Origin of the sequence: Streptomyces sp. 2-1, assembly GCF_048564895.1 — a bacterium.
GTDB lineage: Bacteria > Actinomycetota > Actinomycetes > Streptomycetales > Streptomycetaceae > Streptomyces > Streptomyces phaeochromogenes.
In genome coordinates this window covers 1,480,018-1,503,437 of sequence record NZ_CP183383.1, presented here as the reverse complement: position 1 = coordinate 1,503,437, position 23,420 = coordinate 1,480,018, and the positions used below count along the sequence as shown (strand labels likewise).

Below are 23,420 nucleotides of genomic sequence, written 5' to 3'. Positions count from 1 at the left end.
TCCGGTCAGGTCCGATCAGGAGATATCTTGATGTCGAGCAATGTTGCAGACGTGGAGCGGAGCACCCGGTGACTGACTCGACCATCATCTATACGCACACTGACGAGGCCCCGGCCCTGGCGACCTATTCGTTCTTGCCGGTGGTCCAGGCGTACGCGTCGCAGGCCGGTGTCACTGTGGAAACCCGTGACATCTCGCTGGCCGGACGGATCATCGCCCTCTTCCCCGAGTTCCTGGAGGAGGGCCAGCGCATCGCCGACGCCCTCTCCGAGCTCGGTGACCAGGCCAAGACGCCCGAGGCCAACATCATCAAGCTGCCGAACGTCTCGGCGTCGATCCCGCAGCTGAAGGCCGCGGTCGCCGAACTGCAGGCGCAGGGCTACGCGCTCCCCGCCTACCCGGACGACCCGAAGACCGACGAGGAGCGCGACATCCGCGCCCGCTACGACAAGGTCAAGGGCAGCGCCGTGAACCCGGTGCTGCGCGAGGGCAACTCCGACCGCCGCGCCCCCGCGTCGGTCAAGAACTACGCCAAGGCCCACCCGCACCGCATGGGCGCCTGGACCCCCGAGTCGAAGACCAACGTCGCGACCATGGGTGTCGACGACTTCCGGTCCACCGAGAAGTCCGCGGTGATCACCGAGGCCGGCTCCCTGCGCATCGAGCTGGTCGGCGACGACGGCTCCACCACGGTCCTGCGCGAGTCCGTACCCGTCCTCGCGGGCGAGGTCGTCGACGCGTCCGTCATGCACGTCGCCGCGCTGCGCGAGTTCCTCACGGCGCAGATCGCCCGCGCCAAGGCCGAGGACGTGCTGTTCTCCGTGCACCTCAAGGCCACGATGATGAAGGTCTCCGACCCGATCGTCTTCGGTCACGTGGTGCGCGCCTTCTTCCCGAAGACGTTCGCGAAGTACGGCGAGACGCTCGCCGCCGCCGGCCTGACCCCGAACGACGGTCTGGGCGGCATCTACAAGGGCCTGGAGTCCCTGCCCGAGGGCGACGAGATCAAGGCGTCCTTCGACGCCGAGCTCGCCGACGGCCCCGCGCTCGCCATGGTCGACTCCGACAAGGGCATCACCAACCTGCACGTCCCGTCCGACGTCATCGTCGACGCCTCCATGCCGGCGATGATCCGCACCTCCGGCCACATGTGGGGCCCGGACGGCGGAGAGGCCGACACCCTCGCGGTCCTCCCGGACAGCAGCTACTCCGGTGTCTACCAGGTCGTCATCGACGACTGCCGCGCCAACGGCGCCTACGACCCGTCGACGATGGGCTCGGTTCCGAACGTCGGTCTGATGGCGCAGAAGGCCGAGGAGTACGGCAGCCACGACAAGACCTTCGAGATCCCGACCACCGGCACGGTCCGCCTCGTCGACCAGGCCGGGAACGTCGTCATCGAGCAGACGGTCTCCGCCGGCGACATCTTCCGCGCCTGCCAGACCAAGGACGACCCGATCAAGGACTGGGTCAAGCTCGCCGTCACCCGCGCCCGAGCGACCGGCGACCCGGCCGTGTTCTGGCTGGACGAGAGCCGCGCCCACGACGCCGTGCTCATCGAGAAGGTCAAGCAGTACCTGCCCGAGCACGACACCGAGGGCCTGGACATCCGCATCCTGGCCCCGGTCGAGGCGACCAAGCTCTCCGTGGAGCGCATCCGCCGCGGCGAGAACACCATCTCGGTCACCGGCAACGTCCTGCGCGACTACCTGACCGACCTGTTCCCGATCCTGGAGCTGGGCACCAGCGCCAAGATGCTCTCGGTCGTCCCGCTGATGAACGGCGGCGGCCTCTTCGAGACGGGCGCCGGCGGCTCCGCGCCGAAGCACGTGCAGCAGCTCGTCAAGGAGAACTACCTGCGCTGGGACAGCCTGGGCGAGTTCCTCGCGCTGGCCTCCAGCTTCGAGCACCTCGCGCAGACCACGGACAACGCGCGTGCCCAGGTCCTCGCGGACACGCTCGACCGCGCGACCGCCACGTTCCTGGAGAACGACAAGTCGCCGAGCCGTCGCCTCGGTGGCATCGACAACCGCGGCAGCCACTTCTACCTCGCCCTCTACTGGGCGCAGGAGCTGGCCAAGCAGACCGACGACGCGGCGCTCGCCAAGGCGTTCGCCCCGCTCGCCGAGACGCTGACCGCGCAGGAGCAGACGATCGTCGACGAGCTGATCGCGGTGCAGGGGTCGCCGGCCGACATCGGCGGCTACTACCAGCCCGACCCGGTCAAGGCGGCGGCAGTGATGCGGCCGTCCGCGACGCTCAACGCGGCGCTGGCCACGCTCGCCTGAAGCTGAGCCGTAGCGCTCCGCTGGTGGCCCGTCGTCGTCCGCGGGTCCGTCGTGGCTGGTCGCGCCCACGCGGCGGAGCCGCATATATCGATACAGCCCCGCGCCCCCAAAAGGGCGCGGGGCTCGCCAGATGGGTAGGTCGACGATGACGGACTCTCCCGACAGAGGATCAGGCACTCGGCAGCTCCAGGTGGAGGTGCATGGCCTCGATGTGATCGGTGATGCCGAGCGCAAGGGCACGCCTCGCATGCTGTTCTGGCCCTGGTTCGGCGCCAACGTGTCGATCCTCGGCCTGAGTTACGGGTCCTTCGCGCTCGGGTTCGGGATCTCGTTCTGGCAGGCGTTGGCCGCCGGGGTGATCGGGATCGTCTTCTCGTTCCTGCTCTGCGGGTTCGTCGCGGTGGCGGGCAAGCGCGGATCCGCGCCGACGATGGTGCTCAGCCGGGCGGCCTACGGCGTACGGGGCAACCGGCTGCCCTCGGTCGTCTCCTGGATGCTCACCGTCGGCTGGGAGACCGTGCTCACGGCCCTGGCGACGATGGCCACCGCAACGGTTCTCGACCGGCTCGGCTGGGGCGGCGGCACCGGGACCAAGGTGATCGCCCTGATCGTCGTCGGGGCGCTCGTCGTGATCGGCGGAGTGATGGGCTTCGACCTGATCATGCGGCTGCAGACGGTGATCACGGTCGTCACCGGTGTCCTGACCGTCGTCTACATCGGGCTCGTCGCCGACCACATCCACTGGTCGGCGGTCAGCGCCGTACCGTCCGGCTCCGCCCAGGAGTTCATCGGCGCTCTGGTCTTCATGATGACCGGCTTCGGACTCGGCTGGGTCAACGCCGCCGCGGACTACTCGCGCTACCTGCCGCGCGACTCCTCCGGCAGGGGCGTGGTCGGCTGGACCACCTTCGGCGCCTCGGTGGCACCCCTGCTCCTGCTGGTCTTCGGCCTGCTGCTCGCCGGATCCTCCACCACGCTCAACACGGCCATCGCCGCCGACCCGATCGGCGCGCTGACCACGATCCTGCCCACCTGGTTCCTGATCCCCTTCGCCGCAGTGGCCGTACTCGGTCTCGTCGGCGGCGCGGTCCTCGACATCTACTCCTCCGGCCTCGCCCTGCTCGCGGCGGGCCTGCGTGTGCCGCGCTATCTGGCGGCCCTGCTTGACGGCGTCCTGATGATCGCGGGCTCGATCTACATCGTCTTCCTCACGGACGACTTCCTGGGCCAGTTCATCGGCTTCCTCACCACACTCGGGGTGCCCGTCGCCGCCTGGTGCGGTGTGATGCTGGCAGACCTCGCGCTGCGGCGCCGCGACTACGACGAGGCTGACCTCTTCCGCCCCCGCGGCCGCTACGGCGACGTCGAACCGCTCCCGCTGGTGCTGACCCTCGCCGCCACCGCGATCGGCTGGGGCCTGGTCACCAACACGGCCGCCGGCTGGCTGGAGTGGCAGGGCTATCTGCTCGGCCCGCTGGGCCTCGGCGGCAAGGACGGCTCCTGGGCCTACGCCAACCTCGGTGTACTCGCCGCGCTCGCCCTCGGCTTCCTCGGCACCCTCGCACTTGGCCGCGGCCGGGTCCGTACGCAGGAGTCGGCGCCCCCGAGCCGACCGCTGGACGTGGAGGTGCCGGGCGCATGAGCGGACCGGGACCCCAGGGCCTGCTGGCCGTCATCGACATGCAGCGTGTCTTCGCCGAGCCGGACAGCCCCTGGGCCGCGCCCCGCTTCACCGAGGCCGCGGACGGGGTACGCCGCCTGCTGCCGGCCTTCGCGGAAGACGTCACCTTCACCCGGTTCCTGGCACCCGAGAAGCCCGTCGGCGCCTGGCGGGCGTACTACGAGCAGTGGCCCTTCGCGCTTCGGCCGCCGCACGACCGTCTCTGGGAGCTGGTGGACGAACTCGCGCCCCACGCCCGGCACTTTGTCGACGCCCCGACCTTCGGCAAATGGACCCCGGAACTGGCCGAGCGGGTCGGTCCCGAGGGCCGTCTGGTGCTCGCCGGAGTCAGTACGGACTGCTGCGTGCTCTCCACCGCGCTGGCAGCGGCCGACGCCGGAGCGGAGGTGTGGGTCGCGGCCGACGCCTGCGCGGGAGCGGACGACGCCTCGCACGCCAAGGCCCTGCAGATCATGGACCTGTACCGGCCGCTGATCCGGGTGGTCACCGTGGCCGAGGTGCTCGACCGGGCCGCGTGAGCACCTGAGCACCGGTCGCGTGAGCGCCTGAGCGCCTGAGCGACGGTCGCGTGAGCCCCCGAGCAACACGGGCCCCACACGGCACCCCAGACCCCATCGGGCGAGGCGTACGATACCGGGTGGGGTATATACCGAGGGAGCGCTCCACATGGAACTGCAGATGGCGGCCGACGAGCTGAAGTCCGTGATCAACCGGCTCAAGCGGGCCCAGGGGCAGATCGCGGGCGTGATCAACATGATCGAGCAGGGGCGGTCCTGCGAAGAGGTGGTCACCCAACTGGCAGCGGCCTCAAGGGCGTTGGACCGCGCCGGGTTCGCGATCATCGCGACCGGGCTCCAGCACTGCATGACCGACGAGGGCGGCGAGCAGGACCTGGACCGCGACCAGATGCGGGCGCGCCTGGAGAAGCTCTTCCTCTCCCTCGCCTGACGCGCCCTCGCCGGAAGACCGTCGTCAGAGGCGCCCCGCCCCCGTGTAGAGGTCAAGCTCCCCTTCGAGTTCGACGGCGATCACCGTCGCCTGTTCGTCCAGATCGGCGGCCGTGGGCGCGTCGATCCACGTCACGCCGGGAACGGTGTCGAGGCCGCCGGTGACGTGGTGGCCCAGTTCCGCGCCCGTGCCGAGGACCGTGGCCCGCCGGACCGGGTTGCGCAGGCCGCGGATCGAGACGGAGTCGCGGGGAGCGTCGAAGCACACCAGGTACAGGGTGCGCCGGTCGGCGGACAGGGTGCTGGGGCCGTAGTGGTGCCCGGCGGGCAGCCCGGCGACCGTGCCGTACACGGCGTCGGAGTGCCGCGCGATCCACGCGCCGAGGCCCTCCAGACGTTCGATCTGCTCCTCGGGGATCGTCCCGTCCTCACGGGGTCCGGCGCCCAGCAGCAGATTGCCGCCCATGCCGATCGTCTCCGTGAAGTAACGCACCAACTGGCGCACCGACTTGAAGTCGCGGTCCTGCGGCCGGAAGCTCCACGAGTCGTTGATCGTGAGACACAGCTCCCACGGACCGTCCGGGGCCCGAAGCGGGGTTCCCTGCTCCGGCGTGGCGTAGTCGCCGTAACTGAGCATGCGGCCGTTGAGGATGGTGTCCGGGTTGCCGGAGAGGATCAGCTGGGCGAGCTCGCCCATCCGCCACTGCTCCTCGGTGCGCTCCCACTCCCCGTCGAACCAGAGGACGTCGGGCCGGAAGCGCTCGACGAGTTCGCCGACCTGGCCGTCGCGGTAGGCGAGATAGCGCGCCCAGGCCGCCGGGTCCTCCTTGCCGGGCTCGGCGTGCGAGTACTCGTTGGGCGGCACGATGATCGGCCCGGGGTGCCGCTGACTCGCGTAGTCCGGGTGGTTCCAGTCGGAGTGCGAGTAGTAGAGGCCGACCTTGAGGTTCCGGGCGCGCAGCGCGTCGACGAAGCCGGTGACCAGGTCGCGCCCCGCCGGGGTGTCCCGCACCACGTCGAGGTTGCGGTGGTCGGTGTCCCAGAGGGCGACACCGTCGTGGTGCCGGGCGGTGAGCACCGCGTACCGCGCGCCCACCCGGGCGAACAACTCCGCCCAGGCGTCCGGGTCGTAGTGCGACGCGGTGAAGCCGTCGAGCTGTTTCATGTACTGCTCGTGCGTCATCTCGCCCGTGTAGAACGACCAGGACTCGGCGGCGCCGCCCACGGCGTAGATGCCGTAGTGGATGAAGATGCCCAGCTTGGCATCGGGAAACCAGGGTTGCATCGGCATGGCTCCACGCTAGGCGCGCACCCGGTTCGACGCGTGGGCGACGGTCACCACTACTGGTCCGTTTTCACCCTGGGATCGAGATGCCGTGCCCATCCCTCGGCGCGCCACCGGATCACTCCCGTACACCCCAGTGCGGAACTACTTGGCGCTATCCGGTGGGTACAGCAGCGGCCCGTGGCGTGTTCAATCACGTGTACCGCGTCACGTACGGACGGCCCCACACGTCAGGAGGCACCGTGATCGCCGCTCCCGAGCCCGGACTGACCGAACGCGAACTGATCGACCGAGCCGTCGCCCTGCGGCCCGCACTGCTCGAACGCCAGCCGGAGACCGAGCGGTTGACCCGCTACCCGAAGGACACCCACGACGACTTTCTGCGGGCCGGCTTCTACCGGATCCTGCAGCCGCGCCGCTACGGCGGATACGAGTTCGGCCTGCCGACCTTCTACCGCGTGGTCACCGAGATCGCCCGAGGCTGCCCCTCCACGGGCTGGGCGCTCTCCCTGACCGCCGCCCATGTGCTCCAGGTCGCGGCGCAGTTCGAGGAGCGGGCGCAGGACGAGATCTTCGGCGACGACGGCGAGTTCCGCGCCGCGTCCACCGTCATGCCGGTCGGTGTGGCCCGCCCGGACGGCGACGGGCATGTCGTCCTCGACGGAACCTGGCCGTACGCCTCCGGATCGCCGTACTCCACGCACTACGTCGGCCAGACCCTGCGCGCCCCGGAGAAACAGGGGGACCCGCCCGGACCGCTGGTGCTGTTCGTCGCGCCGCGCCCCGTGTGGACGCTGCTCGACGACTGGCACGGCGTCCTCGGGCTGCGCGGCAGCGGCTCCAACAGCGTCCGTATGGAGCAGGCCCGTATCCCCGAGTACTTCACCCGGGAGGCGAGCCTGCTCGACCTGCCGGTGGAGGGCGGCACACCCGGATCGAAGCTGCACGGCAACGCGCTGTACGCGGGCCGCGCCCCCAGCTTCTACCACGGGGAACTGGCCGCCATCATGGTCGGCACCGCGTACGCCGCCGCCGACGAGTACGCCAGGATCGTCGCCGAGCGACCGCTGACCCTGGAACCGGACCGCACGCGGGCCGAGCTCCACGACTACCAGCGGCACCTGGGCGAGGCACTCGGTGCGATCCACACCGCCGAGGCGGCCCTCCAGCGCAATGCCGAGGACTACCTGGAGACCTGCCGCCGCAATGTCTCCGGGGAGGCGCCCTTCACCATCGCCGACGACAACCGGCTCGCACTGGTCTTCCTCACGGCGGGCCGCATGGCCTGGGACGTCACGCAGAGCATCCTCTTCCGCACGGCGGGTTCTCGTCACGCGCGCGACGGCGCGCGGATGCAGCGCTACTTCCGGGACGCCGCCACGTACTGGACGCACATCGGGCCGAGCATGGCCGAGCCGCTCGCGCGGCGCGTCGGCTGCGACCGGCTCGGGCTGCCCTCGCACGACATCCCGCTGATTCCGTGAGCGTTCGGTGACGTCCGGGTGAGACACGCATGGCACCTCCCGCGACGGGTACGCGACCAGCCGCGCCCGGGTCGGAACCTGGTCCGGGCGGCCTGTTTTCGTTACTACGTCGGGATGTGCCATGGAGATTTCCTCGAACGACAACGTCACGGCGGAGGCCGAGCGAGCGCTTACCGTGCTGGCCGAGAACGCCGAGGACGGCGATGCCCTGGACACCCTGGCCGGCAGTGACGTGCTGGTCCCGGTGCCGGACGACGCCGATGACGAGGCGGCCGGTGATCCCTCTGTCGTCGCCCTGCCCGTCATCGAGCAGCCGGGCGGGGACCCGCTGGTTCCGGTGTTCACCTCGGAGGTGCGGATGGCCGAGCTGCTGCCGTCGGTCTCCCGCTACCGCCTGGTGCCGCTCGGTGCGCTCGCCGAGCAGTGGCCCACCAGCGAGGTCTCGCTGGGCATCGACGCGAGTGCTCCGCACGGGCTGACGCTCAGCTCACAGGGCGTGCGTGCGCTGCTGGTACGGCCGCACGCCTGAGCGGGGCGTGTTCTGGGGCGCGGGATGCCTTTGGCTCCCGCGCCCCTGGCTTCTGTCTTTAGGGGCGCGGGGAAGTGCGCACTCTGCTGAGGACGAGCACCAGGTTGAACGTGCTCAGCGCCGAAGGTGTGCGATGGCTGGAAGCGCAGTTACAAGGTCCACAGATGAACAGCGGTCTCGGTGGCGGACACGGTGTACCAGGTGCCGTCGCCGAGGACCCTTGGCAGGCTGGGCACCTCGAAGGGGTAGACGAGCTGGTCGGTCAGTCGCATACGGGCCGCATCGATGAGCCAGTGCCGGCCCGTGCCGAACTCTTCGTCGCTTTCGACTGTCCCGACAACGACGGTGTCCTCGTCGAGGAAGCCGCCCTCGTAGTCGAAGAACGCCTGTGCCTCGTCGTCCTCGAAGGTTTCAAACTGCTCGGTTTCCAGCGCGGGGTGTCTTGGGAGTGCGGTGGCAGACAGTTCGGCTTCCACCGTGCCGTCGGTGACCCGGTGGAGGGCCAGGGTGTCCTGGTCGTGGGTGACGGTGAGCAGGCGGTTTCCGATGGGACTCACCGCCAGCAGGACGCGGTCCTGGTCGCCGAAGCTGTCGATGGCGAGGGTGTGTCCGTTCCAGCGTCCCCAGCGCAGCGCAGCGCCGTCCTGTCCTTCACCGATGGTCAGGCCCATCTGGTCGGGGTCCGGATGCGGAATGTGGTCGGAACCCGCGGCTGCCGTGTGCGTCGCTGCGCGGGCGAGCACCGTACCGTCCTTGGCGGCGATGACCAGCCATTCGTCTGCTCCTCGGCCCCGGTCGCAGGCCAGGGGACCGCGGGTGTGCACCCACACCAGTGTCCCGTCTGCGGAGAACCCGGCCGAGCCGCTGCCGACGTACCGGTGGTCTCGCTCGTTGGCGTATTCGGTGAAGGCGTCGTGCCCCGCGCAGCCTGCCCAGCAGCGGTGCCGCACCTCCCACCGCACGTTTCCCGCGGGGTCGAGGGCCTGCAGCGCGTGGAGTCCGGCGAAGACGGCCAGGTCACCGGCGGGCGAGACCGCGCATTGACCGTACCGGCGTGGCCAGGGGGCCACGAAGCGGACGGTCTCGGCCGTGGCCGACGGCTCGAGGTTCTGCACGATCAGCTCCGTGTCACCGCGCTGTATGAGCAGCCGCGTTCCGTCTCGCAACTCCAGGCGGGGCGCGTCGTCGGCTCTGGAAAAAGCCAGAGGGGCAGCGATCGTGGTCACGAGTCGAGCAGGCTGGGGCACGAGGACTCCGAGAGACGGGGAACTTTCTGCCGGGACCCTACGACGAGCCGCTGACAACACCGATCCGAAGGACGCTCTGCACGGCAACGGTCACGGCACGCGGACACCGGATACGCAGGCACCGGGGCGAGCACGTATATCCGTACCCGGTTGGGCACATTCGGGTGTGCGCCGACAGATGTCTGCGGAGGGTGCGAGGGTGGGCGGCGGCCGAAGCCACCGCGAGACGGTCAGGCGGCGGGCTGCCGACCCTGGTTGTCGAGGTGGCAGCGGGCGGTCAGGCGTCAGGGTCGACTTCGGGGTGCGTGAACCGCACAGGCTTGCCCAGCGACCGGGCGTAGGCGATTTCGGCTCGGGTGCTGTCTCCGATGTAGTCGCCGACTACGAGTACCTCATCAGCTAGGCGGATCTTCGCCCGGTGCAGATCGTCGAGTCGAACCTTCAGCGCCTCGGCCTCGACAGGATCGGACCAGAGTTCGTGCGGCGACTTCATGTCACAGCCCGGTTTGACGACAATCCTTCCGGCTTTGGTCTCCCGCAGATCGGCCTCGTTCATCTCGGTCATGAAGCGGGTGGAGCCGCAGATCACGACGATACGCGGGAGGCTCAACAGCTTCTTTGCGTCGGCGAGCTTCTCCTCGGGGGTGAGCAGTTGCGGGTATGACACTGGTTCCTCCTGGTGGTGTGGTCCAAGGGGTGCCTGCGGAGACGAGAACGAGGGTGTCCAGGGTCGTCTTGTGACGAACGACGTGGCCACCCTCGCGACAGCAATCTATGCGACGACCGATGACATGCTGATGGAGCATCCCGACCTGGCGCCGTGGCGCCGGCCCGTCGGCATTACGCCCCGCTTGAGCGATGCCGAACTGGTCACCCTCGCCACGATGCAGGCCATACTCGGCTACACCTCCGAGGCCAAATGACGCCGCCATGCCCGTGCCCACCTGCGCCACCTCTTCGCCTACCTGCCCCAGCAACCCGGTACAACAAGCGACCGCGCAAGGCAGCCGGTCCGATGCGAAGCGGCAACCGGATCCTGGCCACCACCACCTCGGTGTGGAGCGACGACGTACGGGTCGTGGACTCCACCCCGGAATGCGGCCGCTCCCGCGAGACCGTCAAACGCTCCGACCTGGCAGGTTGGGCCGAATACGGCTACTCAGAGGCTCTTGCCGGGGTTGAGGATCCCCCGGGGATCGAACGCCTCCTTCAGCCGCCGCTGCAACGCGTGCGCCGCAGGACCCAACTCCTCCGCGACCCACTGCCGCTTGAGGACACCCACCCCGTGTTCCCCCGTGAGCGTGCCCCCCAGCCGCAACGCCAGCGCGAAGATCTCACCCGCCGCCTCCCACGCGGCATCCGGGAGCCGGTCCAGGGCCGGATCCACGACGATGATCGGGTGCAGGTTCCCGTCGGCCGCGTGCGCGATGGTGAAGATCGGGACGCCATGGCGTTCGGAAATGGCACGGATCGAACGAGCCGCCTCCGCCAGCCGAGACCGAGGTACCGCGATGTCCTCGATCAGCGGCCGGCCCAGCCGTTCGAGGGCGGGCAGGGCCAGCCGGCGCGCGGCGAGCAGCGACTCGGCCTCGGCGGGATCGTCGGTCACCTCGACCGTCGTGGCCAGGGGCGTGAGCAGTCGCGCGACCACCTCCGCCTCCACGGACGCCCCCGCCCCGTCGCACTGGACGACCAGCAACGCCGCGCCCCGCTCCCGCAGTTCGGGGTCGATGGCGTGCAGCACGGGCCCGTCGACCAGCTCGGCCAGCGCCGGTTCGATCCCGGCCCGGCCGATCGCGTACGACGCCTCGGCCGCGGCCTCGAAGGACGGGAAGTACGCGGCGAGCGTGGCCGTCGCCATGGGAACGGGCCGCAGTCGCAGTGTCGCCGAGGTGATCACGGCGAGGGTGCCCTCGGAGCCGGTGAGCAGGGCGGTCAGGTCGTAGCCGGTGACGCCCTTCACCGTACGGCGGCCGGTCCTGACCACCGTGCCGTCCGCGAGCACCGCCTCCAGACCGAGCACGCTGTCCCGCGTCACGCCGTACTTGGCGCAGCGCAGACCGCCCGCGTTGGTCGCGATGTTCCCGCCGATCGTGGATATGGCGGCGCTCGCGGGGTCGGGTGCGTACCGCAGGCCGTGGGCGCCCGCCGCGCGGTCCAACTCGGCCGTGATCACGCCGGGTTCGACGACCGCGAGCTGGTCGTCCGCCGACAGTTCGAGGATGCGGTTCATGCCGGACAGGTCGAGGACCAGTACGCCCTCGCCCGCGGTCGCGCCGCCCGACAGACCGGTGCCCGCGCCGCGCGGCACGACCGGCACACCCAGGGCGTGCGCGTGCCGGAGGGTGACCGTGACGTCCTCGGTGCGCCGGGCGTGGACGACCGCCAGAGGACTGCCGTCGGACCGGGCACCGGAACGGTCGGTGGCGTGCGCGGCCAGTGTGCGCGGATCGGTGGCCAGCCGGTCGGGTGCCAGGTCACGGGCGAGCAGCCCGAGCAGCTCGGCGGCCTTCGTGGACTCAAGAGCGGTCGTCGCGGGAGCGGTCACAGGTCGAGTGCCTTCGTTCCGATGGCGAGCAGGGAGATGTCCTCCTGGGGCGCGTGCACGGGCGCGCACTGGATGTCACGGAAGTGCCGCTCCAGAGGATTGCCGCGGGCCAGTCCCGGATTGCCGAGCAGTCGCACGGCCAGCTCGACGGCCCGTACGGCGTGCCGGTCGGCGAGTACGCGCGCGCCGAGAGCCTGCTCCGGCGTGTAGGCCGAGTCCTCGGCGTCGACCCGCGCGGCCCCGTCGAAGAGCAGCTGCTCGGCGGTGGCGAGGAGCACCTCGATCTCCCCGGCCGTCCGCCGGAAGCGCTCGGTCCGGGCCACCGGGTGACCGAGATTGGCGGGCACGCGCGTGTGCGCGAAGGTGTGGAAGAAGGCCTGCGCCGCACGCGCGACCCCCACATACAGGGCGGCGAGCGGGAGATGGAGGGAGGCGCCCGCCCGGTTGTCCTGCTCGCTCGCGGGACCGTGCGGGCCGAGCCCGACGACATGCTCGTACGGGACCTCCACGTCCCGGAACGTCACATCGTGGCTGCCGCTCGCCCGTAGCCCCAACTGGTCCCAGCGGTCGGTGATCTCGATGCCCGGCGAACCGCCGGGCACCAGGAAGGTGCCCACACGCGGCTCCGGCTCGTCGGTGGTCGCCCACACCAGGAACCAGTCCAGCCCCTCCGCGCCCGTCACGAACCGCTTGCGCCCGCCGATCGACCAGCCGTCCGCGGTGCGCCGGGCGACCGTGGCGGGCAGTCCGCCCCGAGCGGGGGAACCCAGATCGGGCTCCACCCGCGCGTGGTTGACGAGAACCGGCCGCTGCTCGGACTCCTTGAGCACGCGCGCGTACAGCTCTTCGGGCCATGTCGGCCGTACTGCCTCGCGGGCGTGGGTGTTGAGGGTCATCGCCGTGATCAGGGCCACGGACGGATCGCCCCGGCCGAGCGTGTGCAGGATGCGTGCGGTCTCCTCGACCCGGGCGCCCCGGCCGCCGTACCGCTCCCCGACGGTCGCGGTGAGCAACCCCGCCTCGTGCACCACCTGGATCGACTCGGCGGGAAAGTCGCCCGACCGGTCGTATCCCACGGCGAGTTCGGCGAGGCGCGCGGTCAGGTCCGGGTTCACGGCCGGGTTCGCGTCCGGGCTCGTGTCCGGGTTCGCGCGGGAGTTCACGGTCACAGGGCCTTCTCCAGGTCGGTGTCGAGTGCGCGGCTCCAGAAGGACTTCACGTCCAGCTTCTCCTTCAGGGCGCCCAGTTCGGTGAAGGCGTCGGCGACCTTCTGCTGCGAGGCGATGGTGTCGTCGCCGACCGTCCTGGCCTGCGTCGGGCGCTGTGCCTGGGCGTCACGGAAGTCCTTCTCCGCCTGGGCCAGGGGCTGGTGGGTGGCCTTGGCGACGACCTTCGCGAACTCGTGCTCGCGGCCGTCACGGATGTACGCGTACGCCTTGGTGATCCGGGCGATCAGATCGGCCGCGGCGGCCCGCTGGGCGGGGCTCTTCAACACGCTGTCGCGGGCCGACCAGAGGAAGTTGCCGGCCAGGACGTCCTTGCCGGAACCGACCGTGCGGGCGCCCTGCTGGTGGGCGGTGATGACCGATGTGCCGTAGGAGGCGAAGGCGTCGATGCCGCCGCCGTTCAGGGCGGCGAGCCCGTCGTTGGGCAGGAGCGGCTTGGCGTCGATGTCCGACCACTCAAGGCCCTCCCGCTTCAGCAGCTCGTACAGGAAGTAGTGGGCGGTGGTGTTCTGGACGTAGCCGACCTTCTTGCCCTTCAGACCCGCGATGTCCGTCACCTTGGAGCCCTTGGGGACGATGACCTCCTGGTTGAGGGTCGTGCCGCGCTGCACAGCGACGACCTCGAAGTTGGGCTTGCCGTCGGCGGCGGCGAAGATCGGCGGGATCTCGCTGGAGGAAGCCAGATCGAGGGCTCCGGCGCGAACGGCCTGGAGCTGCTGGTCACCGCCCTGGAACAGGCTCCACTTCACCTTGTACGGGGTGTCGTCGAGGTGGGCGAACTTGAGAACGGCCTCCTCGTTCTTCCAGCCGGTGGCGCCGACGGCCAGCGTCACCGAGGAGACACCGGAGGAGGACTCGGCCTCCGCGTCACCTCCGCAGGCTGTGGCGAGCGGCAGCAGCAGCGCGAGCGCGGCGGTGGACGTGAGCAGGGTGCGACGGAACACGGAGTCTCCATGAGAGGAATCGATTCAGACGGGGACGGAGGGCGGGAGAGGAAGGGGAACGGAGCGCGTGAGGGCCTGAACGGTCAGGCGGCCCGGTCCGCCGAAGCGCGGTGCGCGAGTTCCTGCCGGACCAGCGGCAGGACGTAACGGGCGTAGTCGATCGCGTCGTTGAGCGGGTCGTAGCCGCGGATCGACAGCAGGTCGCAGCCGATGTCCACGTAGTCGAGCAGCGCCTTCGCGACCGTCTCGGGGGAGCCGACCAGTGCGGTCGAGGCGCCGGCCGCGTTGGTGGCGACCGCCGGGGCCGTCCACAGGCAGCGGTCGTGCACCTCGCCCCGCTCCGCGATGTCGAGCAGCCGCTGCGAACCGACGTTGGCTGGTCGGCCGCTCGTCTTGTAGTGGCGCAGCAGCTCGGTGTTCTGCGCCTGGTCCTTGAGCACGCCCAGGGTGCGGTGCGCCTTCTCCCAGGCCAGTTCGTCGGTGGGCGCGATGATCGGGCGGAACGACACCCAGATACGGGGACGGGGGCGCCCGGCGGCGTCCGCGACCGCGTTCACGGCGGCGATCTGCTCGGCCGTCTCCTTCAGCGGCTCGCCCCACAGCCCGAAGATGTCACCCTGCTGCCCGCCCACGCGGTACGCGTCCTGGGAGGACCCGCCGACCGAGATCGGCACCAGGCCGTTCACCGGCTTCACGTCCGAGTAGTAGCCCTCGAACTTGAAGTACGTGCCCTCGTGCGACACGGGCCCGTCGGCCTGCCACACCTTCCGCAGGATCTGGATGTACTCGTCCGACCGCTCGTACCGCTCCCGCTTGTCGAGGTAGTCGCCCTCGCGGTGCTGCTCCTCGTCACTGCCGCCGGAGATGATGTGCACGGTGAGGCGGCCGTCGCTGATCCGGTCGAGGGTCGCGAGGGCGCGGGCCGCGTGCGTCGGGAAGATCACGCCCGGCCGGTGCGCCAGGATCGGACGCACCCGCTCGGTGTGCGTGGCCACGAACTGGGCGATCTGGAAGGCGTCCGGCGAGGCCGAGTGGTAGGCGACCAGGGTGTGGTCGAAGCCTCCGTCGTCCAACGCCCGGGCGTACCGCCGCAGATGGTCGACATCGAGACCGGTACGGCTCGCGGCGGCCGGACCGGACGCCCCGGAGTCGGTGTGCACGGCGCTGATGAACTCGACAGGCATGGTGAACTCCTTTGCTTGGCAAGCGACGTGAGAGTGCTTCTGTCGCTGCTTCAGGCCTGCTGTTTGAGAGCTGCGGCTTGAGGGCCGCTACTTGAGGACGGAGGCGTCGGCGGACTTCGCCACATCCACGTTCGGGTCGAGGACACCGATGCCGTGCATCAGGTCGGCCACGTCCTGGACGGTCTTGTTCACCTCGGGCGTGACGGGCAGCACCTTGCTGTACGCGGCCGAGGCCAGGGTCTTCGCGATCGCGGGGTCGGCGCCGTTGCGCTCGACGATGGCGTCGGCGTACTCGTCCTGATGGGTGCTCGTCCACTTCAGGGCCGTACCGAGCCGCTTCAGGAAGTCGCCGAGCGCGGCCTTCTTCGCCTTGTCCGCGAGCGTCTTCTCGGAGGCCCCGATGAATCCGTAGCCGCTGATCCGTCCGTCGGCGCCGTCCACGAGGAGCCTGCCGCCCTGCTGGAGGCCGACCGCCTGGTAGACCCCGAAGGTCGCCCAGACCTCGACCTTGCCGGAGGAGAAGGCGGCCTGCGCGTCGGTCGGCAGCAGGTACTGGACCTTCACGTCGGAGTACTTGAGGCCGTTCTGCTGAAGCACGTTGGCGAGCAGGTACTCGGCGATGCTGCCCTTCGCGGAGGACACGACGACCTTCTTGCCCTTGAGGTCCTTGACGCTCTTCACGTCCGAGTTCTTGCGGACGACGATGCCGGTGTGGTGCCCGTCGTTCTTCAGCGCGGCGACGTTCTTGAACTTCACCCCGCCGCTGAGCGCCTGGAGCGCGGGCAGGTCCGCGGAGTACGTGGTGTCGGCGGCGCCCGCCTGCACGGCCTGGAAGAGCGGGGCCGCGCCCTCGAACTCGGCCCACTTCACCTTGTAGTCGGCCCCCTTGAGGGCACCGGAACCGGCGAGGATCGTCTGGAGGGTCTTGGCCTGGTCGCCGATGGTGAGCGTGACGTCCGAGGAGCCGCCGGCCGTGTCCGCGGCGGAGTCCCCTCCGCAGCCCGTCACCGTCAGCAGGGCGCTCAGACCGAGAGCGGCGGCGAGCGTACGGAAGATGGTGCGCTTCACGAGGGGTTCCCTTCGGGGGTACGGGGGTTGGGGACGTCGGAGGTACCGGTGTGGGTGACTCCGAGCCAGCCGAGCAGGCGGGCGCGGAGCGTGACGAACTCGGGGGCGGTCAGATCGCGGGGGCGGGGCAGCTCGACGGTGACCTCGTGGGCGATGCGCCCCTCGTCCATCACGAGGACGCGGTCGGCGAGCAGCAGCGCCTCCTCCACGTCATGCGTGACCAGGAGGATCGCGCAGCCGTGCCGCTCCCACAGCTCGGCGACGAGCTGCTGCACCTTGCCGCGGGTCAGCGCGTCCAGCGCCCCGAACGGCTCGTCCAGGAGCAGGAGTTCGGGCTCACGGACGAGAGCGCGGGCCAGCGAGACGCGCTGGGCCTGACCACCGGAGAGCGTCTTGGGCCAGACGGTGGCGCGCTCGGCGATCCCGACCTCGTCCAGCGCCTTGTCGGCCAGCGCCCGGTCGGGCCGGCCGGGCAGCCCGAGGACGACATTGCGCCACACCTTCAGCCAGGGCAGCAGCCGCGGCGACTGGAACGCGGCGCTGCGCCGGGCGGGCACGGTCACCTCGCCGCCGATCTCGTCGTCGAGCCCGGCCAGGATGCGCAACAGGGTCGACTTGCCGCAGCCGCTGTGGCCGAGCAGGGCCACGAACTCGCCCTCACGGATGTCGAGATCGAGCTCGTGCAGCACGGTGTTGCCGTCGAAGGCGCGGGACAGCCCCCGGATCTCGACGCTGTTCGCCACTGCCGTAGCGGTCGCCGGCGCGGGCTGGGACTTCAGGGTGTTCACGGTGTTCGCGGTCATGGTCACGCCTCGCCTTCGAAGGAGGCACGCCAGCTCAACAGGCGGCGCGAGAGGACCCGTACGGCGAAGTCGCAGGCCAGACCGAGCAGCGCGTACACGGCGAGGCACAGCACGATGACGTCCGTACGGAAGTACTGCTGGGCGTTGCTCATCAGATAGCCGAGGCCTGCGTCGGCGTTGATCTGCTCGGCGAAGACGAGGGCGAGCCAGGCGGTGGAGAGGGCGTACCGGAGTCCCACGAGGGCACCGGGCAGCGCGCTCGGCAGGATGACGTACTTGATGAGACCGAACCTGCCGAGCCCCATCATCCTTGCGGCCTCGACGAGTTGGGCGTCGGTGGAGCGGATGCCGCCGTAGATGTTGAAGTACAGCGGGTAGGTCACGCCGAGGGCCACCAGCGCGATCTTCGGGGTCTCCTCGATGCCGAACCAGACGATGAACAGCGGGATCAGACCGACCCACGGGATCGCCCGGAACATGCCCATCGAGGAGTCGATGACGTCCTCCCCGAGCCGGAACAGCCCGGCGAGCAGGGACAGCGACAGCGCGACCGTCCCTCCGATGAGGAACCCGGTCGCCGCCCGGCGCCCGGACGCGGCGATCGCGTCCGGCAGTTCGCCGGTCTTCGTCAGCTCGACGGCCTGGCGTACGACGTCCACGGGCGAGGCGAGTACGGACTCCGGGAGCACACCGGTGACGGAGCCCAGGAACCACAGGACCACGAGCCCGACCGGTCCGGCTGCCCGGCGTACGGAACGGGGGACGGACAGGCGGCGGCGGGGGAGATGAGCCGTACCGCGGATGGTGACGCGGGCGGGCGTGGGCTCGGCGGGCGGTTCGGGCTTCTCCAGTACCGGGGGTGTCACCCCGATCTGTTTCGTCGGCATGGCGGTCTTCCTCTCGGGACGGCCGAAGGCGGTTGGGGACTGCTGGGTGCGGATCAGGACGGCAGGGGCCCGGTCGCGGCCGGGCGGGCGGGATCGGCGGACCAGGCCGACCAGGAGCCGGGGAAGAGCGTCGCGTCGAACCCGGCGATTGCGAGGGCGGCGATCTGGTGGGCCGCGGTGACACCGGACCCGCAGTACACGCCGATCACGGCCGCTTCACCGGCACCGCGGTCCTCGAACCGCTTGCGCAGCTCCTCGGGCGGCAGGAACGTCCCGTCGGCCGCGATGTTCTCGCCGGTCGGGGCGGAGACCGCGCCCGGGATGTGGCCCGCGCGAGGGTCGACCGGCTCCTGCTCACCGCGATAGCGCTCCCCGGCACGGGCGTCCAACAGCAGCCCGCTTGCGGCCAGTTGGGCCGCACCGTCCGCGTCCGTCACCGGCAGCCCGCCCGGCCGGAGGACGATGTCGCCCGGCTCCGGATCCGGCGTATTCGCAGCCGACTCTGTCGCACCCGGAGCGGACTCCAGCGGCAGCCCCGCCGACCGCCATGCGCCCAACGCCCCGTCCAGCAGGGTCACTTCGGGCACTCCGGCCCAGCGGAGCAGCCACCAGGCGCGGGCGGCGGCCGTGTTGCCCAGGTCGTCGTACACGACGACCGGCCGCCCCTCCTTGAGGCCCCAACTCCGTGCAGCCGCCTGCAGATCCGCGAGGTCCGGCAGCGGATGACGGCCGCCCTCCGGGCTCGGCGGACCGGCCAGTTCGCGGTCCAGGTCGACGTACACCGCCCCCGGAATGTGGCCGGCCTCGTAGTGGTCGCGGCCGTGCGGGTCGCCCAGCGCCCAGCGCACGTCGAGCAGGACGGGCGGCCGCCCGGAGTCGATCAGCTCGCGCAGTTCCTCGACCGTCGTCGTCACCCGGGCGCTCATGCGAGACCCTCCGCGATCGCGGGCAGCTCGGGGGAGAGGCGCAGCCGTTCCAGGAAGAGCACGACCGTGGCGGCGGCGGTGCGGTGCAGCGCGTCGTTGAGCACGTCGTGCCGGCCGCCGTTGAAGGTCACGGTCCGTACGTCGGGGTGCCCCTCGTAGGCGCTAAGCGCGTCGGCGAGCGGACTCACCGTGTCCTCGGCGCCGTGCAGGGCCAGCACGGGAACCCGTACGAGATCCAGGCTCGGCTCCGGCAGGTCCGGGGCCGTGTCCAGTGCCCCGCGCCGGAAGCCAGAGTCGTTCGTGAGGCGTGCCTGGTGGGTGGGGCAGGCGGTGCGTGCCTCGACCTCCGTCTCCCAACTCCCGGACGCCCAGGGGGCGGTGGGCAGACCGGCCAGGATCAGCGCGTCGATCCCCGGAGTCTGCTCGGCGGCGAGCCGGGCGGCGTACAGGGCACCCGTGTCCGAGCCGACCAGCACCTTCGGGCCGGGCAGGGACTCGTCGGCGAGGAGCTTGGCCGCCTCGTCGAGCACGGACGGATCGGCGACCGGGTCACCGAGGGCACGTACGCGATAGGCGTCGAAGGCGAGACGGCGGCCGAACCGCTCGTACACACCACCGTGCTCGCCCCGGCCGGCCAGCACGATCAGCGTGCCGCGGGCCGCGAGACCTTCGGGCTCGTCCCATGAGGTGGACGGCGGGGTGGGCAGCGAGGAGGGCATGAGGAAGCAACTCCCTTGTTCAGGGCAGGGGGAAAGGAGGACCGCAGGAGCGAGGGGGAGGCGCGGCAGCCTGCCGACACGTGTCAGGACAGGGGAGACACGATCAGTGGAGGCCGAGCGGGAACGCCGGTGACCGGCGGGGAATCAACGACAGCGCGCGCTGCACGCCACGCCGAAGTCAATGACTCGGCGCTGCGTCAGAAGGGCAGCAGAAGCGGTCGTGGGAACCATGGGTTCATCATGACCGGCCGGGGCGGATTCCGTCCAACGACGATTCCGCATCGAAATCGATCAGCTATCGCGATCGATGAGGGCGACGGGCTACGGTCGCCGTATGCCCCAACCTGTCCTGGACATCGTGGCCCTGCGCAGCCTGACCGCGATAGCCGACTGCGGCGGCTTCCACCGCGCCGCCCACTCCCTCGCCCTGAGCCAGTCCGCGGTCAGCCAGCATGTGCGCAGGCTGGAGAAGACGCTGGGGAGCCGGGTCGTCGAACGCGAGGGCCGGGGCACCCGGTTCACCCCGGAGGGACGGCTCCTCGTGGAGCAGGCCCGCCGCATCCTCGCCGTCCACGACGAGGCCGTGCGGGTGCTGCTCGACACCGAGGGCGACACCGTCACCATCGGGTCCACCGAGCACGCCGCCGACCAGTTCCTGCCCCGCCTGACCGCGGCCGTCCAGGAAGTGCGGCCCGGCTGCCGGGTGCGCTTCCGCATCGACCGCTCGGCACGGCTCGTCGAGGCCGTGGAACGCGGCAGCGTGGACGTCGCGGTGTATGTGACGGAGGCGGCGGCCACCGAGGGGACTCCGGTCGGCGGTCTCCCGCTCACCTGGCACGCCACTCCCGGCTGGGTGCCGCCGCCCGCACCCGCCCCGGTCCCGCTGGTCGCCATCGAGGACCCGTGCGCGATCCGCCGCCGGGCCATCGCGACCCTCGCCGCACACGGCGTCGCGGCCACGGTGGTCGGCGACGCCGGCTATCTCGCGGGGGTGCTCGACGTGGCACGCACGGGTGTGGGCGTGGCGCTCCTCGCCGCGGTCGGTCCCGCGCCGGACGGACTGAGCCCGTACGACGGACTGCCGTCGGTCACCCCGATCCCGATGAGCGCGCTGGCCCGGCCGGGCGCCGACCCGGAGACGGTCGCGGCGGCGTTCGAGGCCGTACGGGACCTGCTGCGCCCGGCGGGATGACTCGGCCCCCTCCGGGGGCTCGGCTCTCGGCAGGGTGGCTCAGCTGTCGGCCAGCATGCGGGCCAGGACGGCGCGCTGCAGCGGGCGTACCTCGGTGTGCAGGTCGCGGCCCTTGCCGGTGAGGGCCACCCAGACCCCGCGGCGGTCCTCCTGGCAGACGCTCCGCTCCACCAGGCCCTCCTTCTCCAGGCGGCCGATGAGGCGGGAGAGGGCGCTCTGGCTCAGATGGACGCGGTCGGCGATGTTCTGCACCCGGCACTGCTCGACGGGACCCGCGCCCGAGCCCGTGTTCGTGCCCGAGCCCCTGCCCGTACGCGAGCCGGTGTCCGAGCCGGTGTCCGGGCCCGAGGTCGCCGTGGTCGACGCGAGGATGTCGAGCACCTCGAAGTCGCTGGCGCCGAGGCCGTGCGGATGGAGCTCGCGGTCGATCTCGCACATGGTGCGCGCGTGCACCGACAGGATGTCCCGCCACTGGTCCTCGAGCCGGGGAGCGACCTTCTCTGCTGCCATATCCGCACGGTAACAGAGAAAGCGGCCATTGTTTACCATGCAACTAGTGCAGTTGCATGGAGTTGCTCGACTTGCCCACCTTGCTCAGGACGCCTCCTGGACGAGACCGACGTCGTTGCCGTCCGCGTCCTTCACGGAGGCGATCAGCGTGCCGCCCCCGACGTCCTGGATGTCCTGGACGACCGCGGCGCCCGCGTCGACGAGACCGGCCAGGCTCGCCTTGATGTCGGCGACGTGCCAGTAGGGGACGGGCGCGGTCAGACCCTTCGCGTGGCCGTTGGGGTCGAGCCCCACCTCCGGCCCGCCGGGGGCCCGGAAGCCCACGTAGTACGCCTCGTCCACGTACGGCTCCACCCCCAGCAGCGAGCCGAACAGGGCCTTGGCCCGGGCGAGGTCCTTGACGGGATAAGTGATGGTCTTGAGGCCTTCGGACATGACGGGCTCCTCCGCTGGTCGTGATCTCCACCGGCGGTCGTCACCGGTTCGGACCGGTTTCTCGCCGGTGGAAACACGCTATGGCCGAGGGGTGGGAGCACGCTTCTCCGTTCCTGACCGGTCAGGAACGGACGGGTCGGATCCTGACCGGTCGCACCGGCGCGCGCGGATCGTCACCCGGCGAAGATCTCCACGACCGACCAGACGGCGAGCCCGAGCATGCACAGACCGCCGATGCGCTGGACGGTCTTCAGTGGTACGCGCTTGGCGATGAACCGCCCGGCCAGCAGCGCGAGCGCGGAGACCGACATGAGGGCGGCGGCGGAACCGACGGCCACGGACGCGACGCCGTTGGTGGCCGCGAGGTTGGCGGTCGTGATCTGTGTCAGATCACCCCACTCGCTGATGAAGACGGCCATGAAGGCGGTCGTGTAGACGGGCCAGAAGCCGGTGACGGTCCGGCCTCCCGCGTCCTCCTCGTCGTCGTCCCCTCCGCTGCGCAGCAGCATGAAGGCGCCGAACGCGAAGAGCGCGGCCGAGACCGACTTGACGGTCCAGTCGGGCAGCAGACCGATGAGGCTTCCGGCGCCGACGGCGATCGCGACGTGCACGACGAACGCGGTGGACGTACCGAACCACACGTACAGCGGCCGCATACGGGTGCCCATGGCCAGCGACGCGAACATCGTCTTGTCCGGCAGCTCGGCGAGGAAGATCAGCCCGAAGGCGGTGAGGATCGCCAGAGGGTCGAGATGCATTCCGGGTGGCTTTCTGTTGGGACCGGGCCCCCGGATCTTCGCGAAGCGCCCTCGACCGGGGCGACGGGAGAACCGATCGGCCCGGTATGACGGGTGCGCCGCAAGGACTCGCGGGCACATCAATGCCTGGCCGAAGGTCTCGTCCACCCGTGTGATCACGCGGGCCCGGCCACCGGGAACCCGAGGGCTCCAGTGTGTCGACGACCGGTTCGCAGGACTACTCCCCTTCGCAGTCACTCAGTGTACAGGACACCCATACGGGCCTCGCATGAGAGTGCGGGCCGGGGGTATGCGAAGAACACTTGACGCGGACGGGCAAGGGATGGTCCAGCCCGCGACTCACGAGCGGAACCCTCATGAACGGCTCACTTCACGAAGCGACAAACTCGGACGACACGTCCGATGTGATCCTGCGCGCGCTGAGCGTCCTCGCCCACAACGGCCTGGACGGCGCCGCGCGGACGCGGCTGGCCGGCACCGAGGTGCTGGTGCCGGCCTCGGACGCGGAGACGCGGAAACTGATCCTGCCGGTCATCGGCCGGGCCGTCCTCGTCTTCACGTCCGAGGAGCGCATGGCTCAGGCCCTGCCGGACATCCAGTGCTACCACCTCGTACCCCTGGGCATGATTCCGGCCCACTGGCCCCGGCGCGGCCTGGCGCTCACCATCGACCCGGGTTCGCCCGAGGCCGTGACGCTGTCGGTGGAGGGCGTGCACCTGCTGCTGGGTCCACCATTGAAAGCCGCGTGAGGCGCCGGTC

23 protein-coding genes and 1 pseudogene are annotated in these 23,420 nt (G+C 70.5%); 9 read left to right on the top strand and 15 right to left on the bottom strand.

Features of this window, described 5'->3' with window-relative positions:
* The first annotated feature begins 68 nt into the window (after positions 1-68).
* The 4 genes from ACN20J_RS06805 to ACN20J_RS06790 all read left to right on the top strand — a co-directional run bounded on the left by ACN20J_RS06805 (position 69) and on the right by ACN20J_RS06790 (position 4,917).
* Complete coding sequence (locus ACN20J_RS06805) at positions 69-2,288, top strand: NADP-dependent isocitrate dehydrogenase (protein ID WP_419665503.1); 2,220 nt, start codon at positions 69-71, stop codon at positions 2,286-2,288.
* 145 nt (positions 2,289-2,433) lie between these two features.
* Positions 2,434-3,930 carry a purine-cytosine permease family protein gene (locus ACN20J_RS06800; protein ID WP_189838730.1) on the top strand — a complete coding sequence of 499 codons (1,497 nt, stop codon included), beginning with the start codon at positions 2,434-2,436 and terminating at the stop codon, positions 3,928-3,930.
* The gene (locus ACN20J_RS06795; RefSeq protein WP_419665502.1) at positions 3,927-4,487 is read left to right on the top strand and encodes a cysteine hydrolase family protein; all 561 of its coding nucleotides are present in this window, start codon (positions 3,927-3,929) and stop codon (positions 4,485-4,487) included. The genes ACN20J_RS06800 and ACN20J_RS06795 overlap by 4 nt, the downstream gene beginning before the upstream one ends.
* A 148-nt stretch (positions 4,488-4,635) precedes the next feature.
* On the top strand, positions 4,636-4,917 hold the full coding sequence (locus ACN20J_RS06790; RefSeq protein ID WP_055616905.1) for a metal-sensitive transcriptional regulator: 282 nt from the start codon (positions 4,636-4,638) through the stop codon (positions 4,915-4,917).
* 24 nt (positions 4,918-4,941) lie between these two features.
* On the opposite strand, the gene ACN20J_RS06785 is transcribed toward ACN20J_RS06790, so the two are convergent.
* Entirely contained in the window at positions 4,942-6,207 is a 1,266-nt protein-coding gene (locus ACN20J_RS06785) for an alpha-L-fucosidase (protein WP_419665501.1), read from the bottom strand.
* Between the two features lie 236 nt (positions 6,208-6,443).
* Between ACN20J_RS06785 and ACN20J_RS06780 the strand changes: the two genes are divergently transcribed.
* Both ACN20J_RS06780 and ACN20J_RS06775 read left to right on the top strand, forming a co-directional pair.
* A complete protein-coding gene (locus ACN20J_RS06780) occupies positions 6,444-7,685 on the top strand; it encodes an acyl-CoA dehydrogenase family protein (RefSeq protein ID WP_361907917.1) in 1,242 nt (413 codons plus the stop codon).
* A 121-nt stretch (positions 7,686-7,806) separates the two neighbouring features.
* Positions 7,807-8,214, top strand: a complete 408-nt coding sequence (locus ACN20J_RS06775; RefSeq protein WP_125534890.1) for an SseB family protein — start codon at positions 7,807-7,809, stop codon at positions 8,212-8,214.
* Between the two features lie 149 nt (positions 8,215-8,363).
* On the opposite strand, the gene ACN20J_RS06770 is transcribed toward ACN20J_RS06775, so the two are convergent.
* A complete protein-coding gene (locus ACN20J_RS06770; protein WP_419665500.1) occupies positions 8,364-9,329 on the bottom strand; it encodes a hypothetical protein in 966 nt (321 codons plus the stop codon).
* A 409-nt stretch (positions 9,330-9,738) separates the two neighbouring features.
* The gene (locus ACN20J_RS06765) at positions 9,739-10,128 is read right to left on the bottom strand and encodes a hypothetical protein (RefSeq protein WP_189838735.1); all 390 of its coding nucleotides are present in this window, start codon (positions 10,126-10,128) and stop codon (positions 9,739-9,741) included.
* A gap of 70 nt (positions 10,129-10,198) precedes the next feature.
* Between ACN20J_RS06765 and ACN20J_RS06760 the strand changes: the two are divergent.
* Positions 10,199-10,620: pseudogene (locus ACN20J_RS06760) on the top strand (IS982 family transposase); the annotation flags it as partial.
* Here the strand turns inward: ACN20J_RS06760 and ACN20J_RS06755 are convergent.
* The 9 genes from ACN20J_RS06755 to ACN20J_RS06715 form a co-directional block, all read right to left on the bottom strand.
* Positions 10,621-12,009: an FAD-binding oxidoreductase gene (locus ACN20J_RS06755; RefSeq protein ID WP_419665499.1), complete on the bottom strand. Its 1,389-nt coding sequence runs from the start codon at positions 12,007-12,009 to the stop codon at positions 10,621-10,623.
* Positions 12,006-13,112 (bottom strand): acyl-CoA dehydrogenase family protein, encoded by a 1,107-nt coding sequence (locus ACN20J_RS06750; protein ID WP_419668844.1) that lies wholly within the window; start codon positions 13,110-13,112, stop codon positions 12,006-12,008. The genes ACN20J_RS06755 and ACN20J_RS06750 overlap by 4 nt, the downstream gene beginning before the upstream one ends.
* A gap of 62 nt (positions 13,113-13,174) precedes the next feature.
* Entirely contained in the window at positions 13,175-14,179 is a 1,005-nt protein-coding gene (locus tag ACN20J_RS06745) for an ABC transporter substrate-binding protein (RefSeq protein ID WP_419665498.1), read from the bottom strand.
* Between the two features lie 83 nt (positions 14,180-14,262).
* Complete coding sequence (locus tag ACN20J_RS06740; protein ID WP_189838737.1) at positions 14,263-15,363, bottom strand: LLM class flavin-dependent oxidoreductase; 1,101 nt, start codon at positions 15,361-15,363, stop codon at positions 14,263-14,265.
* Positions 15,364-15,450: 87 nt separating this feature from the next.
* The gene (locus tag ACN20J_RS06735; protein WP_246575083.1) at positions 15,451-16,431 is read right to left on the bottom strand and encodes an ABC transporter substrate-binding protein; all 981 of its coding nucleotides are present in this window, start codon (positions 16,429-16,431) and stop codon (positions 15,451-15,453) included.
* A complete protein-coding gene (locus ACN20J_RS06730; protein WP_189839198.1) occupies positions 16,428-17,174 on the bottom strand; it encodes an ABC transporter ATP-binding protein in 747 nt (248 codons plus the stop codon). Before ACN20J_RS06730 ends, ACN20J_RS06735 begins: the two co-directional genes overlap by 4 nt.
* Positions 17,175-17,236: 62 nt before the next feature.
* Positions 17,237-18,121, bottom strand: coding sequence for an ABC transporter permease (locus ACN20J_RS06725; protein ID WP_259333448.1), 885 nt, complete (start codon positions 18,119-18,121; stop codon positions 17,237-17,239).
* Between the two features lie 53 nt (positions 18,122-18,174).
* On the bottom strand, positions 18,175-19,047 hold the full coding sequence (locus ACN20J_RS06720) for a sulfurtransferase (RefSeq protein ID WP_419665497.1): 873 nt from the start codon (positions 19,045-19,047) through the stop codon (positions 18,175-18,177).
* Entirely contained in the window at positions 19,044-19,766 is a 723-nt protein-coding gene (locus tag ACN20J_RS06715; protein ID WP_419665496.1) for a lysophospholipase, read from the bottom strand. The genes ACN20J_RS06720 and ACN20J_RS06715 overlap by 4 nt, the downstream gene beginning before the upstream one ends.
* Positions 19,767-20,100: 334 nt before the next feature.
* Between ACN20J_RS06715 and ACN20J_RS06710 the strand changes: the two genes are divergently transcribed.
* Entirely contained in the window at positions 20,101-20,958 is an 858-nt protein-coding gene (locus ACN20J_RS06710) for a LysR family transcriptional regulator (protein WP_190228602.1), read from the top strand.
* Between the two features lie 39 nt (positions 20,959-20,997).
* Here ACN20J_RS06710 and ACN20J_RS06705 read toward each other — a convergent pair whose 3' ends face one another.
* The 3 genes from ACN20J_RS06705 to ACN20J_RS06695 form a co-directional block, all read right to left on the bottom strand.
* A complete protein-coding gene (locus ACN20J_RS06705) occupies positions 20,998-21,468 on the bottom strand; it encodes a MarR family winged helix-turn-helix transcriptional regulator (protein WP_190228601.1) in 471 nt (156 codons plus the stop codon).
* Between the two features lie 84 nt (positions 21,469-21,552).
* The gene (locus tag ACN20J_RS06700; protein WP_361890027.1) at positions 21,553-21,903 is read right to left on the bottom strand and encodes a VOC family protein; all 351 of its coding nucleotides are present in this window, start codon (positions 21,901-21,903) and stop codon (positions 21,553-21,555) included.
* 173 nt (positions 21,904-22,076) lie between these two features.
* The gene (locus ACN20J_RS06695) at positions 22,077-22,661 is read right to left on the bottom strand and encodes a TMEM165/GDT1 family protein (protein WP_189838743.1); all 585 of its coding nucleotides are present in this window, start codon (positions 22,659-22,661) and stop codon (positions 22,077-22,079) included.
* A 356-nt stretch (positions 22,662-23,017) separates the two neighbouring features.
* Here ACN20J_RS06695 and ACN20J_RS06690 point away from each other — a divergent pair, with 356 nt between their 5' ends.
* Positions 23,018-23,410, top strand: a complete 393-nt coding sequence (locus ACN20J_RS06690) for an SseB family protein (protein WP_190228599.1) — start codon at positions 23,018-23,020, stop codon at positions 23,408-23,410.
* The last annotated feature ends 10 nt before the right edge of the window (positions 23,411-23,420 follow it).